Source organism: Halomonas sp. NyZ770 (assembly GCF_020616575.1).
In the GTDB taxonomy this organism is placed as follows: Bacteria; Pseudomonadota; Gammaproteobacteria; order Pseudomonadales; family Halomonadaceae; genus Vreelandella; species Vreelandella hamiltonii.
Genome location: NZ_CP085143.1, coordinates 3,960,653 through 3,977,803, shown reverse-complemented (window position 1 = coordinate 3,977,803; position 17,151 = coordinate 3,960,653). Strand labels below are relative to the sequence as shown.

Sequence of the window (17,151 nt, the reverse complement as noted above, 5' to 3'; positions counted from 1 at the left end):
GGTTCCTGAGCACGGTTCCTGAGCTCGAGCTTCAAGCACGATTCTTAAGCACAACGTTTTATATAAAACTCAAAGAGGTGGTGAGAGTGAAATCTAAGCTGATCATGAGCGGGCTGGCGGCCCTCGGCGTCATGGCAGGCACATCGGGTGCTTATGCTCTGGACGACGCCGCACGTGACGCAATGGCTGAGCGCCTGGCACCAGTAGGCCAGCTCTGCCTCCAAGGCCAGGACTGTGGTACCGCATCGGCACCGGCGGCGGCAAGCGGTGGTGGCGACGAGATCGACGGCGCGGGCATTTACAACCGTATCTGCATGGCGTGTCACGAGACGGGCGCTGCCGGTGCACCGGTACGTGGTGATGAAAGCGCCTGGGCCGAGCGTACCGAGCAGGGCTTTGCCACGCTGCTTGAGCACTCGATCAACGGCATTGGCGCGATGCCTGCCCGCGGCGGCAACCCCAACCTGTCGGATGCCGAAATGGAAGCCGCCACGGCCTATTTGGTCGAGCCGGTGATGGACGTGCCTGAGCTGGGCGGCGGTGAAGAAGCGGCTGCCGAAGACGAAGGTGCCAGCGAGGAAGTCGCCGCGGCTGAAGAAGCCACCAGCGAAGACGAAGCCGTGGCCAGCACAGAAGAAGCCGCCAATGGCGGTAGCGATCTGGATGGCGCCGCGCTTTACTCCAGCGCAGGCTGTGTCGCTTGTCACGCCGCTGGTGTGGCCGGTGCACCGGTGCTGGGCGATGCGGATGCCTGGGCAGCGCGAATCGACAAAGGAATGGACGAGCTCTACGCCAGCGTGTTCAACGGCCTGGGCGTGATGCCGCCGCGCGGTGGCAGCAGCGCTTCCGATGAAGAGATCATGGCCATCGTCGACTACATGGTCGCCGAAGCCGAGTAATCCTTCGTTAGCGGATGCTCCAAACTATCCACAGGCGGGTTTTTCCTACCCCCTGTGGATATTTTTTTGTCTTGAAAAACCGCCTTCCTATCAAACGCCCTCAGCCCAGCAAGGAACGCAGTCCCGCAATGGCATCCTTGCCCCGAGCCTGCTTCTTGTCCGGGTCTTCCTTGTCGGCGTGGCCCTCCCACTCCAGGTCGTCGGCGGGCAGCTCGTCCAGAAAGCGGCTAGGCTGGCAGTCCATCAGTTCGCCATACGCCTTGCGCTGGCGCGCCAGGGTCAGCGTCAGCGTCCGCCGGGCGCGGGTAATGCCCACGTAGGCCAGGCGGCGCTCCTCCTCCACGGTGCCCATCTCGATGGCGTTACGGTGGGGCAGCAGATCCTCTTCCCAGCCCATCAGGTAAACGTGGGGAAACTCCAGCCCCTTGGAAGCGTGCATGGTGAGCAGCTGCACGCGATCCGAATCATCCTCTTCGGCCTGCTGCTCCAGGATGTCGCGCAACACCAGCCGTGAGATAGCGGCCTCGACGCTGTCGGTTTCCGTCTCGGTGCTGGCGGTACTCTCTTCCGGGTCGCGGTTCAGCGACTTTTCCAGCTGGTCGATCAGGATCCACACGTTGGCCATGCGGCGCTCGGCAATGGTCGGGGCGCTGGCGTTCTGATACAGCCACGCCTCGTAATCCATATCCCGCAGCATGTCGCGTATCGCGGCAATGGCATCGCCCTGGTCCATCCGTTTGCGCACGCCATCGATGAAGTGCGTAAAGCGCGACAGCCGCTCCACGGCGCGGGTGGGCAGCGTTTGTTCCAGGCCTAGTTCGTGGCAAGCGGAAAACAGCGAAATGGAGCGCTCGGTGGCGTAGTTGGCAAGCTTTTCCAGCGTACCGGGGCCAATTTCACGCCGGGGCACGTTGACGATGCGCAAAAAGGCGTTGTCATCGGCGGGGTTGATCAAAAGCCGCAGGTACGCCATGGCGTCCTTGATCTCGTTACGCGAGAAAAACGACGTGCCGCCGGAGAGCTTGTACGGAATCTGGTAGTGCTGCAGCTTCAGCTCCAGCAGCCGCGCCTGAAAGTTGCCTCGGTAAAGCACCGCGAAATCGCGCCACTCGGCTTTTTCCTTGATGCGCCGAGTGAGCATCTCGCTGGCCACTCGCTCGGCTTCCGCCTCCTCATGGCGGTTCACCACCACGCGAATCGGCGCACCGTCACCCATCTCCGACCACAGGGTTTTGTCGTAGACGTGGGGGTTGTTGGCAATCAGCGTGTTGGCGGCGCGCAGTATCGTGCCGGTAGAGCGGTAGTTCTGCTCCAGCTTGATGACCTTCAAGCGCGGGAAATCCTCCCCCAGGGTGACCAGATTTTCCGGCCGAGCGCCCCGCCAGGCGTAAATCGACTGGTCGTCGTCGCCGACCACGGTAAAGGTGGCGCGTTCGGCCATCAGCAGCTTCACCAGCAGGTACTGGGAAACGTTGGTGTCCTGGTACTCATCCACCAGCATGTAGTGGATTTTGCGCCGCCAGCGGGCCAGTGCTTCCGGGTCACGCTGCAAGAGCACCACGGGCAGCAGAATCAGGTCGTCGAAATCCACCGCGTTATAGGCTTTCAGGTGGCGAACGTAGGCTTCGTACACCCGTGCCGCGAAATGCTCGTCGTCATCGGCAGCAAACGAAAGCGCATCCCCGGGCAGCACCAGGTCGTTCTTCCACTGGGAAATCTTCGCCTGAACGGCGTTGATCTGCTCGGCATCCACCTGAGCGTCCTTGTTCATCAAGTCCCGCAGCAGCGCCTTGGCGTCTTCCGGGTCGAACAGCGAAAACCCCGGCTTGTAGCCTAACGTCTTCAGCTCGCCGCGTATGATGTTGAGCCCCAGGTTGTGGAAGGTCGAAACCGTCAGCCCGTGGCCCTCCTTGCCCTTCAGCATCTGGCCCACCCGCTCTTTCATCTCCCGGGCGGCCTTGTTGGTAAAGGTCACCGCGGCGATCCGGCGGGCGCTCATGCCGCACTCTTGCACCAGGTAGGCAATCTTGGTGGTGATCACGCTGGTCTTGCCCGACCCCGCGCCCGCCAGCACCAGGCAGGGGCCGTCGATGTAGTGCACCGCTTCCTGCTGGCGTGGATTGAGCCCTTTGATACGTTCAAGAATCGTCTTTGGCGGTTGGGGCATCATGGCGAAGGGTGACCTCTACAAGTGTTTCCGAGTGATTTCCATTACAATCAGCCGCGCTGACAACGGCACCATAGATCAATCATGGCAGGTAGTGATGTTTGAAGTAGCGCTCTTCGAGCCACGCATGGCTCCCAATACGGGCAATATTATGCGCCTGGTGGCGAACAACGGCTGCCGCCTGCATCTCATCGAACCGCTGGGCTTCGATCTCGAAGAGAAAAAGCTGCGGCGTGCGGGGCTCGATTACCGTGACCTGGCCAACGTCACCCGTCACGCTGATTTCGCGGCGTTCTACACGGCCATGCAGGGGCGTACTCTCTGGGCGATTACCACCAAAGGCACCCGCGCCCACAGCGATGCCGCCTTCAAGCCGGGGGATGTGCTGCTGTTCGGCTCGGAAACCGCCGGGCTCTCCCCCGAGGTGCACGCCATGCTGCCCGCAGAGCAAAAACTGCGCATTCCCATGCAGCCCAACAACCGCAGCCTGAACCTCTCCAACGCCGTGGCGGTGGTCAGTTACGAAGCGTGGCGCCAACAAGACTACGCTGGCGCACTGCCCATGGGCGACGCAACCTAACCGGCGATACCGTAGCGGTCACGGTACGCACGCACGGCCTCGGCATGGCTGCTGAGGTCGCTACCTGACTGCTCTTCCAGGTAGGTGAGCACTTGCTCAAGCGACACGATGCTGACCACCGGCATGCCATACTGGGACTGCACTTCCTGGATGGCGCTCTGCTCGCCCTGGCCACGCTCCTGGCGGTCCAGAGCAATGATCACGCCGCCCGCCCGAGCGCCGCTCTGCTCGATCAGGGTCATGACTTCGCGGATGGCCGTGCCCGCCGTGATCACGTCATCGATGATCAAGATATCACCCGCCAGCTCAGCCCCCACGATGTTACCGCCTTCACCATGGGTCTTGGCTTCCTTGCGATTGAAGGCGTAGGGCATGTCGCGGTCGTGGTGGTCGGCCAGGGCCGCCGCGGTGACCGCCGCCAGGGGAATGCCCTTGTAGGCAGGGCCGAACAGCACATCGGCCTGCAGGCCGCTATCGACAATCGCCTGGGCATAGAAACGCCCCAGCTTGGCCAGCGCTCGGCCCGTCTGGAACAGGCCCGCGTTGAAAAAGTAAGGGCTTACTCGCCCCGACTTCAGCGTGAACTCGCCAAACTTGAGCACGCCCTGCTCAATAGCGAAGGCAATGAAATCGCGTTGGTAGGGTTGTAGAGTGGTGGCCACGGCGGTGTTCTCTTGTCGGTAGGTGTGGTCGATAGGAATGTAAGTCAAACGCAACAATAAAACGGGGCTAAATAGCAAGAATTGGTTTGTCTATTTACCCAAACGTCTAAACGTCGGGTATCATACAGCAGCGACGCAAAAGGGACGATTTATGAAAATTGCCAGCATCAATGTCAATGGTATTCGTGATGCCGTCGACCGTGGCTTCCTGGACTGGCTGGCTCAGCAGGATGCCGACGTGGTCTGCGTGCAGAACATCAAGGCAAAAAGTTTTGAACTGGGTGACCATATTCTCTATCCGGAAGGCTACGAAGGCTATTTCCTGGATGCCGAGGAGGATGGTTTCGCCGGTGTGGCGCTCTATTGCCGCAAAATCCCCAAGGCCATCATGTACGGCCTGGGGTTTCCTCAGTGCGATCACGAAGGGCGCTTTCTGCAGGCGGACTATGACCGTTTCAGCATTGCCACTTTCCTGATGCCCGACGGAAGTGACCAGAAAGCCAAGCAGGCGTTCATGGAGCAGTACCAGGAGTACCTGACGAAGATGTCGCGCAAGCGCCGCGAATACATCATCTGCGGTAGCTGGCACATTGCCCACAAGACCGTCGACCTGGCCAACTGGTCGGACAATCAGCTCACCTCCGGCTTCCGCCCGGAAGAGCGTGCCTGGATGGACCAGGTGCTGGGCCCAACCGGTTTCATCGACACCTTCCGCGAGATCAATCGCGATGCTGGCGAATACACCTGGTGGCCCAAGCTGGACCAGGAAGTACCCCGGGACCGGCAGGAAGGCTGGCGGATCGACTACCAGCTGGTCGGCCCCAACTTCCGGCGCCATGTGGTAGACGCGTGGATTGATTACGATGCGACCTTCTCCGAGTTCGCACCGCTGATCGTTGAGTATGATTTAGCGCTCTAAGCGTTAGCTACTTCCCGCGTCGCACCGGCAACAGGCCAGCTTACCGCTGGCCTGTTGCGTTTCAGGCCCGCCTAGCCGCGAATGCCCAGCGCTTCACGCTGCTTCTCGCGCAGCTCTTCACCGGCTTTTTCGGCCAGGTCCAGCATGGCGTTCAGTTCCTGGCGGTTGAACGCGCCCGCTTCAGCGGTGCCCTGCACCTCGATCAGCTCGGCGTTTTCGGTCATCACCACGTTCAGGTCGGTGTCGGCCTTGCTGTCTTCCGGGTAGTCCAGGTCCAGCACCGGCACGCCCTTGTAAATGCCCACGGAAATGGCGCTGACCAGCTGCTTGAAGGGGTCGCCCTTGATCTTCTTTTCCCGCTGCAGGTAGCGAATGGCGTCCACCAGCGCCACGCAGCCACCGGTAATCGCCGCCGTGCGCGTGCCGCCATCGGCCTGGATCACATCGCAATCCACGGTAATGGTGAACTCACCCAGCTTCTTCAAATTCACCGCTGCGCGCAGGCTACGGCCAATCAGCCGCTGAATCTCCAGCGTGCGACCACCCTGCTTGCCCTGGGTGGCTTCGCGGTTGCTGCGGGAGTGCGTGGCGCGGGGCAGCATGCCGTACTCCGCCGTAATCCAGCCCTGATTCTTGCCACGCAACCAGCGCGGTACGCCTGCTTCCACGCTGGCGTTGCACAGCACCTTGGTCTCGCCAAACTCCACCAGCACAGAGCCTTCGGCATGGCGCGTGAAGTCGCGGGTCAAACGAATCTCACGCAGCTGGTTGGCCTCGCGACCGCTGGGGCGAACTACATCAGGACGCATAGCACCTCACATCATCATTACGTTGAAAAGGCCCACCATTGTACACGTCAACGCCACCCGGCACGGGGCTATTCAGGCCAGGCCCATTCAAGCCACCCCGCCCCGACAAGATCAGGTAGACTGATCAAAACGCGACTCACAGGAGCCCCCATGGCCAGCCCCCGCCACGTTCACAGCATGACCGCCTTCGCCCGCGCCGAGCAGGCCGCCCCTTTTGGCACCCTGCAGGTCGAGATACGTTCGGTGAACCAGCGCTACCTGGAGCCGCATTTTCGTTTGCACGAAAGCCTGCGTGACCTGGAGCCGCTGCTGCGCGAAGCGCTGCGTACCCGCCTGGCGCGTGGCAAGGTGGAGTGCAGCGTGCGTTTCGAGAGCGCCGACACCGCCCAGGCCCCGGCGGTGAACATCGCGCGCCTGCAAGAGATTGCCGACGCCCTGGCGGCCATTCAGCAGCAGGTGCCCAGCGCCGTACCGCCTACCACTCTGGCGCTGCTCAACCAGCCCGGCGTGATGGAAACCCAGCACCTGGACCAGGACGCCATCAAGGCCGCCGCCAAAGCGCTGTTCTACCAGGCGCTCAAGGAACTGATCGACGCCCGCGCCCGAGAAGGCGAAAAGCTGGCCGAGATGATCACCACCCGCCTGGACGCCGTCAGCGAGCAAGTGACCACCGTACGCAGCCTGCTGCCGCAAATCCTGGAACGCCAGCGGGCCCAGCTGCTGGAGCGTTTAGAAGTCGCCAAGACCGAACTCGACCCCCAGCGCCTGGAAGCCGAACTGGTGTTGGTGGCCCAAAAAGCCGACGTGGACGAAGAGCTCGACCGCCTCACCGCGCATATCGACGAAGTACGCCACCAGCTCGCCCAAAAAGGCCCCAAAGGCCGCCGCCTGGACTTCCTGATGCAGGAGCTCAACCGCGAAGCCAACACGCTGTCATCGAAATCCGTGGTGGCAGAGACCACCCGCTGCGCGGTAGAGCTGAAGGTGCTGATCGAGCAGATGCGGGAGCAGATACAGAATATTGAGTGATGCCCTGTGTGTACTCCATGTGTTTTATGGAGGTGATAGCTATATCGAGCGCTTCGACCGGATGGTTAACAGGAAAATTTAGGACTATAATCCGCTTTACCGGATCGCTTTCCTGCCCAGGAGTCGCTCGTGAATCAAGCCGAACTGAACAAAGAAGAGCTGTGCCGCTATATTTGCCAGGAATTACCCCGCCATCGCTTACAGCAAATGCTCGAAAGCATCGAGGCGGCGTTTCAGAAGAGCGATAGCCACCTCAAAGAGACGTATAAGCATGTGCCGCTGGCCGGGCCAGGTCCTCAGTCACACCATTTCACGGTGCAGGAAGCTCTGCTGAGTCTGGCTAAAGACGACAATTTTGAAGTCAGTAACCAGGTGACCCAGCCCGCTGGAGGGCATTACGCGCTGGTTCGTGCGGGCAGCATGCAGATCACCACCAGCGTGATTACCATGGGCAGGACGCCTCCTATCCGCGATGCTCGTTTTAGACGTTTGCTTGGGCTCATCAATAAGAGACTGGAGAAACAGCACCCTGATCTTTTCAAAGCGTCTGCGTCACCTTTAGGGCCCAGCCAGGAAGCGCTCCATGCGTTATTACTTCCCCACACAACTAAATGGACAGACAGCAACGACCACAGTAGCCCGATTGGGGTGGCCATCGCGGTGCCATACTCTGACCCTCGGGCTGGGTTCCATCTGTTTATGGATATAGGCCAGCTGTGGCAGTACTACAGTGAAGCAGGGGATGAGGTAGTTGATATTGCCTATCCGACCCTGCGTGATAGGATGCGTCGCGCCGAGAGTCTGGATCAACGTGAAGGTGGAAACGAGTGACATGAGAACAGGGGTGGATGGCTTTCAAGGTCAGCGGTTGAACCAACTGCGCATGGCCCAAAATCTGACCCTCGCGGAGCTGGGTGAGCAGGTAGGGCGCTCCTCCAGCACGGTGTCGGCCTGGGAAAAAGGCACGCAGCTACCGGAGGCCGAGTCGTTTGATCGCCTTTGCCACGTGTTTCAAGTGTCGCGCATGTGGTTTTTGAAGCCTGTTCCTGTTGCCGTTCAGGAAAGCCAGCGGCCTTATTTTTTCCGTTCTCAAGCCTCTGCTCATAAACAGGCGCGTGAAAGGTCACAGCTCTATTTGGCGTGGCTACAAGAAATTTCCGATTTCTTTCAGGAGACAATGGAGTGGCCAGACGTCAACGTGCCGATGCTGGACGCGGACGACTGCCGGTTGATCAGCGATGAGGAAATTGAAGACATCGCCAGAGAGTGCCGAGATGCCTGGAAGCTGGGCTCTGCCCCTATCCCAAACGTTATCCAGGTCATGGAAAATGCAGGCATCATTTGCACTCGCGCCACCCTAGGGCACGTCAAAATGGACGGTGTTTCCCATGTCTCCGTTTTGGATGGCCGACCCTATGTGTTGATCGCTGAAGACAAAGCCAATGCTATTCGTAACCGCTTCGATGCCGCGCATGAGCTAGGGCATGTGGTGCTGCACGCCAATATACCGGCTACGCAATACGCTAAAAAAGAGCTGTATGCCCTGTTAGAAGCGCAAGCACACCGCTTTGCCAGCGCTTTCTTGATGCCGCCCGAGAGCTTTGCCCAAGAGGTCGTATGGCCAACGCTGGATAACCTGCTGTCGCTCAAATCGCGCTGGAAAGTCTCGGTGGCATCGATGATCGTGCGCTGTCGTGATTTGTCATTGCTGACTGAACAGTTAGAACTAAGGCTATGGAAAGGACGCTCGGCGCGCAAATGGACGAAGGGTGAGCCAGGCGATGATGCGCTGGCTTTCGAGCAACCCAAGTTGATGATGCGTGGCGCGCACCTTCTGGTAGATAGCGGCATCTTTGAGCGTGCAGAGTTAGTGCATCAGATTGGCCTGCCGCCAGAGACGATTGAAATGCTGTGTAACCTACGCCCAGGTTACCTAAGCGTTCCGCCTGACGCCGGAGACAACGTAGTGCCTCTCAAGCTCAAGCGTGATTCGGCAAGGTCTGGCCGGGTGAGGCGAGCGGATGTGTTGCCGTTTCCAAAATAGAGCGATTGCTTATACTTGGCGGCTCAAACTCGACGCTATAGGGCTCTCAAATATGGGACGGTAAGCTTGCCCTTTTAAGCCGTTCTTGTACTGCTAATCATTGGCCGAGAACAAACCGAGCTTCTAATTCTCGCAGAAACCGGAAGGTGTTGAGGCAGGGTACTTCGAACTGTTGGCATATATTTGGGACTTTAACTTTACGGGTGTTCGCGGCAGCAACCGCTTCATGCGTTACCACACTGGCGCCAATGGCTTTAGCTTTGGCAATAATCCAAGGATCGGCTTTTGCTAGGAAGTTGTCGCGATTGCCGGGGTTATAGTCGCCTTCCATAACGAACTGCACGATATCAGCAAACAGTGTTTGGGTAAGCTCATCATCGTTGCTGATAAAGTGATCTGGCCGCTCTCGAACCCAGTTAGCCAGCTCATCGTTACCCTCTTTTAGCTCTCGGCCAATCATATCGACACTGGCAATGGTACCTAACGCAAATTGCCTATCCAGCCAGTCCCAGTAAGCGGGACAAATATCCATGCCGTAATACTGGTTTTTGGCTTCGATGTAGGTATTTGCGTCTAGTAGATATCTCAAATGCCAAGCTCCTTGGCGAAGCGCTCTATTTTGTTCGGTTTGACCCCACCTAGTAGGTCGCTTGCTTCGCGCAGCATCAATTGTCCACTCAGCGCTTCACTCACGACCGCTTTGGAAAAGCGTTGGCTGATTTGGGCTTTTTTGGCCTTGTAGTAGGTTGGCCCGCCACTACCTTGATGAGCCTCATACTTAGCCTGCTGGTCAGCAATATAGCGACTGTATTGCCCTTGGGAGATAAAATTGAGCGTCAGCGCACGGCGGGCCAATGCCCAGGTACTGACGTGAAAATGAGCTTCCAGCGGGGGTAAATTATCTTGCCAGTGCGCGAAATCGTGTTGCCAAAGAGAGCTGAACTCGCGTTCTGGCACTAAAAACTCTGCCGCAACGGCATTACAAAGCACTTCCTGCTGACGGTGTGTATTTGCATTTCCGTCGGAAATGCCAGATTGTCCAATCCATATATGGCAGAGCTCGTGAATCAATGTGAATAAACGCGCGCCTAGCGCATCGCCATGATTGACGAAAATGATAGGTGCGTAGTCATCCACAATGGCAAACCCGCGAAATTCTTCAACGCGCAAAGGGCGTGTGTAGTGGCCCATATCGCCTTGACGCATTACCAGGATGCCCAGTGCTTCGATTCGCTGGGTTAACTCGCGGTAATAGGCATCCCATTTGCCACGCTTTGGGTGATCCCCAACGCCTAACTGAGAGCGCATGTCGGCGACGATGTCTGCAACAGGGTGGCTCGCAGAGAAGCGACCAACATGAGGATTGGGTTCAGCAAAGTGCTGCTTTAAATAGTCCCGGTACCACTCCTGGCGCTGAAGCATTAGCTTGATCAGATCAAGAAGCTCAGCGCTTGGGCGTGCGACGCCTTGGCCTTCCAGCGTTCGAAGATCGGGAATGGGCAACTCCTCCTCAGGCGGCTCCGTAAGAAACAGGTAGCCAAAAGGTACATAGGCCTTTTCGGCAAACTGCATCGCCTGGCGGAAAGTAAGGGGCTGTTCACCCGCTTCCCAAGCCAGCAATTTTTCTTTACTCACCCCGCACTTGTGTGCAAATTCGAGCACCCGGATGCCGGAGCGCTCGCGCGCCCAGGTCAGCATCTGGATGTTGATATTTGCCTTGGTCATGCAGGACTTCCTGTGTATCTATCTTCATAGTGGATCGTGCAATTATTAAACTGAGTTTAGCAGCACCGTGCATAGCACCCAATAGATTAACGCCCTGAGTGAGCGGTTATGCCTTTTCCTGGGCAAGATACTCCTTGGCATCGGAAAAGTACTGCTTGCCTGCCCATATATCAGTACTGCCTACGATGTATACGCGCTTTTTGGCGCGTGTCACGGCGACGTTCAGCAAGTTGGGCTTGCTGGATGCCCAATCGGCGGCGCCAGGGTCTTCTGCGGATAGCCCCAGTACCATGATGACGTTGTCTTCCTCCTTGCCCTGGAAGGTATGTACCGTACCCACGCGCTCTTTCAGCCACTCCCTTAGCGCGTCACGGCCCCCGAAAGCATCGGCATCAAGGTGTTTGGATAAGTAGTCTTGAAGGCCCTGGGCAACCGCTTTGAAGGGGGAGATGAGGTAGACGCTGGGCAATTCACGTTTGTCTTTAATATGCCGGTTCAGCATGCGCGCCACCCGCTCGGCCTGGGCGGGGACAAAGTGCTTGCCTTCAAGGTCGCCCTCGATGTCAAACCAGCGACTGTCGCCTGGGCCGGGCGGTAGAGTGTCACTGCCGTGAAGCATCTTGCCGTTGTAGGCGATGCGGTTGGCAATGCTGAACATCGGCTCATCGCAGCGTCGGTGCACGCGTAGCGGGCTGCCTACCCAGAATGCTTCAGAGATCTCGTTAGTGCCGTAAGGGTTGGCACGATCTGCCACGACTTGAACCGACGATACCGTGGGCGACCACTTGTTCCAATCACGATCAAATTCGCCCTTCGCCATTGCCTCTACCAGGCCCGCCGGTACGGTAAACACCGGCTCGATCTGGAGCGGGTCGCCCACCACCACGGCACGCTTGGCTCGCCATAGTGCACCAACCGCTTGTTGCGGCGTTGCTTGTCCCGCTTCATCGATAAACAACCAGCCTATCTCACCCTCCTTGAGGGCTTTGAATTGATTGGCCACCGAAGCAAACGTCGACGACACCACCGGCACGATCATGAACAGCATCTGCCACACGGCTTTGGCCGCCTCGCGATCCTGAACGCCGCCGTTGAGTACCGGCATGAGCGACTTCAACGTTGGCCAAAGCTTGTTGCCACCCTCATAGGCGGCCACTAGCCACGCTTCGTGTAGCTCGAATGCTCGTGCCGTCAGCTGCGCACGGGCTTGGTTCAATACATGGCCGTGACCAAAGGAGGTGCGTTGCACGTCGGGGGCTTCCAAATCCGGCGTGTCATCCGCTAACCGTACGTCGCGGTACTGCTCTTGCAGCGAGGCGCACTCGCGATGTTGTGTCTCCAGGCGGCGTTCCAATGAGTTCAGGCGCTGCTGGCTGACGGCCAACAGGTGCTCGGCTCGCTGTACACGCTGCTTGATCTGTTTGATGCGTACTCGGTTCGCGAAGTAGCTGTTTAGCGGCCATAAGGGCACCTGCTTGGCCTGCTGGTTGCTCAACCAAAGCGCTAAGCGGGCCGCAACGCCTTTGTGGCACTTGAACTGACGCCGCGCAGCGTCGGCTTGCGTCTCCAGGCGTTTCAGTGCCTGCAAGCGTTCAAGATCGGCTTGAATGGCCTGAACGTTTTGAGAGGCTTCCTGGAAAGCGCGCTGCGCCGCACGGAAATCCTGTTGGGTATCCCGCCCTTCGGCACGTGCCTTGAGCATAGGCACTAACGTGGAGTAGTCTGCCGCCTCGCCTTCCGCCACGCATTGATCGATCTTCTTGAAAAAGACGCGCTCGCCAAACGTACTGCGATTGCGCTTCTTGCCCAGTGACGTGGCGATCAGCCCCCAACAATCTTTCTCCGGCGGCAGTGTTTTGACATGCACCTCAGTCGCTGATGTTTGCCTGTGGGGGGCGGCAAGCTTCTGGCCCACCGGCTTCAAAAAGGCTAAATTCCGATAGGCCTCGCCCAATGCCTTGGTTTGCGGTAATTCTCGCGTGACGTTTTCCACCGCCGCGTTATTGCTGGACGCTACCACCATTTCGAAGCCGGTCAGCTCGGGGATCAGCGTTTTAATCAGGGTGTCGCCATCGATGTTGGCATGCAGGTCCTCGCCGAACGCTGCCGCTGGTGACGAAAGCGAGGCCAGCACCTCGGCGCGCTTGACCATGTTACGGGCGACCAGGTCACGCAGCATGGTGGTTTTACCGGTGCCAGGCGGGCCGTTGACGGAGTAGAGGCCGGTTTCCGCCAAGGTGTCATCAATGGTGTTGATGGCGAACTGCTGCATCAGACTCATCGAATGCGCGTCTTTATCCGGCCAACGGCCATCCGGCATGCGCTCGGGAGCCAGTGTGCGCACCAGCAGATCGCGCCCTTCGGGTCGCAGAAGGTCGGGGTGGCGCTGGCACTCTCCCGCTAGGTAGCAGGCCAAGGGGGAACCGGGGGCAAGCCCTTGGGTTTTCATATGTTTCATGACCGTTTCCAGGTCACGAATGAAGAAACTGTTGAGAATGGCGATTTCGTTGATCGACACCGCTGCGTCGCCAGACTCGGCTGACGCTTCTACCGCAACATCAGCGTTGGGCGTTGGCGCTTCCAGCCGATGGCTAAGATCGCCCAGCACAGACCACTCTAAATTTGTGGCTTGCGCTGGGTCTGCGGCGACGTTCTTGGCGGATGAAAACAGCTGCACGACCAACGTTGGCGACTCGCTTTCCGGCGCAAAGGCAGTCCAGCGCTGCATCGCCTTGAGGAGTTCGACCAGCTCGAACGTCGTGAGTTTGGGCGGTAGACCATGCTCGCGTTTGAGGCTATCGGCCACGGTGAGAATCGTGGTGAGCCGCTCGCGAAACAGCTCCGTGGCCGTTTCGAACGCATCCAGCGTGGCATCATCCAGCGTGCCTTGCTGCAATGCGCCTAGCATCCAGGGAGCGGTCGATATCTCAAAACTTGCTTGATCGATGCAGCCATCTTCCTTCACCGCTACGCTCATCGAGCAGGTCAGCCCCTCATCGCGGCTGCGCTCCATCCAGGCGTCGGCTTTCTCCGGGTACGCTTCGCGGGCCACGCGGAAAATTTCGCTGCGCGCGAACACGCCCAGGTAGAGTTTGAAGCGATACGCTTTCTCAGGACGGTACTGTTTTCCCGCACGGCGAATTTGCTGCGGATCTAGCCATGGTAGGCAGCTCGGTGTCTCCGTAAGCTCATCACTGCGATAGTGAATCGCGCCCTTGCCGTGATCGATTCCCTTGAGCTCGGCGGATTCGAAAAACTCGACCTTGTGCCAAAACGACAGTATGCGCTCGGCCTGCGTGGCTGAAGCCGTGGGGTGGAATGTCATGCCGTGGCCTTCTTCCTTGTCCGTTTTGCTGGCGCTTTCGCCGCTCGCTCTGCCTTGATTCTCTCCAGCAGTGCCTCTGCACTGTTCTCGCCGCTGATCAGCTCGGGGTTATCCTTGCGCCACTGCTCGGTCAGCTCGCCGCGAAACGCTTTGGCAAGGATGGATTGGGTGAGATTTTTGACTCGTACCAGGGCCTGGTCGACCTGTTGTTCGATGCGGTCGGCGTGGGCGAAGAGCTGGTCGACACGGCGGACGATTTCGGTTTGTTCGTCTATTGGAGGTATCCTGAGCGGATACTTTTTCAGAGCTTTACCCGTTAAATGCTTTATTGTTGTACCGGTAAATAATTGATTTAAAATCAGACTGTCAGCATCGTGCTTCAGATTGAATGTGAGCCACTCGGGGGTTATAAATTCTGAAACTCTGGCGCGATGAATGGCTTTTTGAAAGACAATCTTCTCGTTAATACGCCCATCCCAAATGGCACATCTTCCGGGTTCTCCACCTTCACAGATCAATACATCGCCAGGTCTGATAGTGAGCTCAGTTCTTTCGATCTCTGAGACCAGAATTTCCTGAGCTTCAGATAGATTGAAGTCGAACCAACGTACATTAACATTGCCAAGGTACTTGGTTGGAATGCCTCTGTTTTTAGCTTTATCGAGCATTTTTCCAAGTCGACTATCGACTAGATCTGAATAGGGCTTCACGTTCCAATTTCCGGGAATTGGTGGCCACTTCCAGTCCACTGCATCCGGATGAATGTAAGAACCGGAGTTTGAGCGCCACTCCTCGATCAACCGCCCACTCACCGCCGCCGCGAGCACGGATTGACGAAAGCGTTTGAGGATCTTGGGAATGCGTTCGAGGCGGGCTTTGGTGTTGTCCACCTGGGCCAGCAGGGTATCGAGTTTGTCGGCGATGACTTTTTGTTCGGCGAGCGGGGGAAGTGCTATTTCTTGTGCGTATGCGTCATCCCTATTTAAACCCGGGATTGCGGTAGATCTATTTAATTGATTTAAAGGAAGAAAAACTAGCTGATAAAACCAATACCGAAGTGGTTGTCTGTAAAGCTGGTTTACATAGTAGGTGGTATCAATAGGATAGAAGGGTTTGTCAGAAAACTGAACTTCTCCATAGGAGCCTTTTCTGCCGACAATGATACCTGGCTCTGTAACGAGAGCTTTACTATGACTACCTACAATCCCATTTGAGCCATAAACCGGAAATTCACCGCCATCTCGCCTTTTTGCGGGGAGTGATTTTCCGTAATTAAGTTCTATGATTGAACCAAGATTAGTCTCAACCCAACCCATTGAACCCTGTTTAGAACACATCACTTGACCTCATCCATCATTTCCTTCAGCAACACCCGCTGCCCATCTGCCTCATCCTCAGCCCCCAATTCACGCATCAAGCTATCCAGTTCACCCATCGCCTGCACCAGTTCGCTCATCGCCTCACCGGCCAGCACGCTGGGTTCGGGCAGGTCAGCGGCATCCACGCTGTCCTTGTCCTTGAGCCAGCTGATATCCAGCGAGTCGCCCTTGGTGTCGCGAATCCACTCGCGGCTGAAGCAGCGCCAGCGGGATTTGGCGAGGCGGTCATCACTCACCCCCTGGTTTTCTTCCGAGGCCTCGGCATCGACGGCGATCTCGTCGGCGTTGAACGACCACTCGCCTTCCTGTCGCGGGCTTTGGCCGTTGGGGTCGTCGCCATAAACCGTCTCGAACGGTTTCAAATGCTGCTCGCCAAAAGGCGTGCGCTTGCCGAAGCTCGGCATATTGGTGCGCAGGTCATATACCCACACGTTCTCGGTACAGTTCTCTTCCTGGTACTTATCCGTGACGCTACCTTTGGTAAAGAACAGCACGTTGGTCTTCACGCCCTGGGCGTAAAAGATGCCGGTGGGCAAACGCAAAATGGTGTGCAGGTGGCACTTGTCCATCAGGTCGCGGCGTACCTCGGTGCCCACGCCTGCTTCAAACAGCACGTTATCCGGCAGCACCACGGCGGCGCGGCCACCAGGTTTCAGGTTGCGGTAGATGTGCTGAAGAAAGGCGAGCTGCTTGTTGTTGGTCTTGAACGTCAGGTCGTCGCGGGTGATGCTGGCGTCGCCGCCTTTGCTGGTGCCAAAGGGCGGGTTGGCCAATATCACATCGGCCTTTTTTAGGTGCGCGCCCGCTTGGCCCAGGGCGTTGCCGAGGTGCACCACGCCTTCGTCGTCGCCTTCCATACCGTGTAGCAGGCAGTTCATTAGCGCCAATCGGCGGGTGCCGGGCACCAGTTCAATACCGACAAAGGCTCTGTTTTGCTGGAATAGCTGCTGCTGGGCATCCAAGTCAGCGAGGTCGTCGGTGTGCGCTTTGATGTACTGGTCGGCGGCGGTTAAAAAGCCTGCCGTGCCCGCTGCCGGGTCTTGAATGAGTTCCCCGGGCTGGGGCTTTAGGCAGCGCACCATGCTGTTGATCAGCGCCCGGGGCGTAAAGTACTGGCCCGCGCCGGATTTGGTTTCATTGGCGTTCTTTTCCAGCAGGCCTTCGTATAAATCGCCCAGGCCATCTTTTTGCGCACTGAACCAGTCGATCTGATCCAGAGTTTTGATCATCTGTTCTAAATGGCGCGGCTCCCGCAGGCGTGTTTGCGCATCGGCGTACACGGCGCTGATCAGCGGGTCGGTATGAATCAAGCGGCCGGTGCCGTCGCGGCCGCTGGAGAGGCTGAGCAGAATGCGCTTGTAGTCGTCCAGCAGGTTAATGCCGGATTTATTGTTCAGGTCCGTCCAGCGGCAGCCTTCCGGCAGCGGGTGCTTTTTCAGAATGCCCGCTTCGGTATTCTCATGCACCATCTTGATAAACAGCAGCAGCACCAGCTCGGTGACGTAATCGGAGTAGTTGATGCCGTCATCGCGCAGTACGTCACACAGATTCCAGAGTTTTTGAACGATGTCGTTATTGGTCATGTATAAGCCTTTCGCTCTTGCAGAGATGGC

At 57.8% G+C, this 17,151-nt stretch carries 14 protein-coding genes and 1 pseudogene; 7 read left to right on the top strand and 8 right to left on the bottom strand.

Going from position 1 to position 17,151, the window contains the following annotated elements:
• Window positions 1-86: 86 nt before the first annotated feature.
• Window positions 87-899 (top strand): c-type cytochrome, encoded by an 813-nt coding sequence (locus LG409_RS18380; RefSeq protein WP_227407373.1) that lies wholly within the window; start codon window positions 87-89, stop codon window positions 897-899.
• A gap of 100 nt (window positions 900-999) precedes the next feature.
• Here LG409_RS18380 and rep read toward each other — a convergent pair whose 3' ends face one another.
• Window positions 1,000-3,069, bottom strand: a complete 2,070-nt coding sequence (gene rep / locus LG409_RS18375; protein WP_227407372.1) for a DNA helicase Rep — start codon at window positions 3,067-3,069, stop codon at window positions 1,000-1,002.
• 94 nt (window positions 3,070-3,163) lie between these two features.
• Here rep and LG409_RS18370 point away from each other — a divergent pair, with 94 nt between their 5' ends.
• Window positions 3,164-3,646, top strand: a complete 483-nt coding sequence (locus LG409_RS18370; RefSeq protein ID WP_039178973.1) for a tRNA (cytidine(34)-2'-O)-methyltransferase — start codon at window positions 3,164-3,166, stop codon at window positions 3,644-3,646.
• Here LG409_RS18370 and pyrE read toward each other — a convergent pair.
• Window positions 3,643-4,308, bottom strand: a complete 666-nt coding sequence (gene pyrE, locus LG409_RS18365; RefSeq protein WP_016915560.1) for an orotate phosphoribosyltransferase — start codon at window positions 4,306-4,308, stop codon at window positions 3,643-3,645. The genes LG409_RS18370 and pyrE overlap by 4 nt on opposite strands.
• A 151-nt stretch (window positions 4,309-4,459) precedes the next feature.
• Between pyrE and LG409_RS18360 the strand changes: the two genes are divergently transcribed.
• Complete coding sequence (locus LG409_RS18360) at window positions 4,460-5,227, top strand: exodeoxyribonuclease III (protein ID WP_227407371.1); 768 nt, start codon at window positions 4,460-4,462, stop codon at window positions 5,225-5,227.
• Between the two features lie 71 nt (window positions 5,228-5,298).
• Here LG409_RS18360 and rph read toward each other — a convergent pair whose 3' ends face one another.
• Window positions 5,299-6,036, bottom strand: a complete 738-nt coding sequence (gene rph, locus LG409_RS18355) for a ribonuclease PH (protein ID WP_016915558.1) — start codon at window positions 6,034-6,036, stop codon at window positions 5,299-5,301.
• A gap of 150 nt (window positions 6,037-6,186) precedes the next feature.
• Between rph and LG409_RS18350 the strand changes: the two genes are divergently transcribed.
• The 4 genes and pseudogenes from LG409_RS18350 (at window position 6,187) to LG409_RS18340 (ending at window position 9,109) form a co-directional block, all read left to right on the top strand.
• The gene (locus LG409_RS18350; protein ID WP_227407370.1) at window positions 6,187-7,065 is read left to right on the top strand and encodes a YicC/YloC family endoribonuclease; all 879 of its coding nucleotides are present in this window, start codon (window positions 6,187-6,189) and stop codon (window positions 7,063-7,065) included.
• 129 nt (window positions 7,066-7,194) lie between these two features.
• The gene (locus tag LG409_RS18345; protein WP_227407369.1) at window positions 7,195-7,896 is read left to right on the top strand and encodes a hypothetical protein; all 702 of its coding nucleotides are present in this window, start codon (window positions 7,195-7,197) and stop codon (window positions 7,894-7,896) included.
• Between the two features lies 1 nt (window position 7,897).
• Window positions 7,898-8,086 (top strand): annotated as a pseudogene (locus LG409_RS18760) (helix-turn-helix domain-containing protein); the annotation flags it as partial.
• A 3-nt stretch (window positions 8,087-8,089) separates the two neighbouring features.
• Complete coding sequence (locus tag LG409_RS18340) at window positions 8,090-9,109, top strand: ImmA/IrrE family metallo-endopeptidase (protein WP_446719105.1); 1,020 nt, start codon at window positions 8,090-8,092, stop codon at window positions 9,107-9,109.
• Window positions 9,110-9,206: 97 nt separating this feature from the next.
• Here LG409_RS18340 and LG409_RS18335 read toward each other — a convergent pair whose 3' ends face one another.
• The 5 genes from LG409_RS18335 to LG409_RS18315 form a co-directional block, all read right to left on the bottom strand.
• Window positions 9,207-9,698: a DUF4411 family protein gene (locus LG409_RS18335; protein WP_227407367.1), complete on the bottom strand. Its 492-nt coding sequence runs from the start codon at window positions 9,696-9,698 to the stop codon at window positions 9,207-9,209.
• Window positions 9,695-10,834, bottom strand: a complete 1,140-nt coding sequence (locus LG409_RS18330; protein ID WP_227407366.1) for a helix-turn-helix domain-containing protein — start codon at window positions 10,832-10,834, stop codon at window positions 9,695-9,697. Before LG409_RS18330 ends, LG409_RS18335 begins: the two co-directional genes overlap by 4 nt.
• 106 nt (window positions 10,835-10,940) lie before the next feature.
• Complete coding sequence (locus LG409_RS18325) at window positions 10,941-14,159, bottom strand: DEAD/DEAH box helicase (RefSeq protein WP_227407365.1); 3,219 nt, start codon at window positions 14,157-14,159, stop codon at window positions 10,941-10,943.
• Window positions 14,156-15,496, bottom strand: a complete 1,341-nt coding sequence (locus tag LG409_RS18320) for a restriction endonuclease subunit S (RefSeq protein ID WP_227407364.1) — start codon at window positions 15,494-15,496, stop codon at window positions 14,156-14,158. The genes LG409_RS18325 and LG409_RS18320 overlap by 4 nt, the downstream gene beginning before the upstream one ends.
• Entirely contained in the window at window positions 15,496-17,121 is a 1,626-nt protein-coding gene (locus LG409_RS18315) for a class I SAM-dependent DNA methyltransferase (RefSeq protein WP_227407363.1), read from the bottom strand. Before LG409_RS18315 ends, LG409_RS18320 begins: the two co-directional genes overlap by 1 nt.
• Window positions 17,122-17,151: the final 30 nt, after the last annotated feature.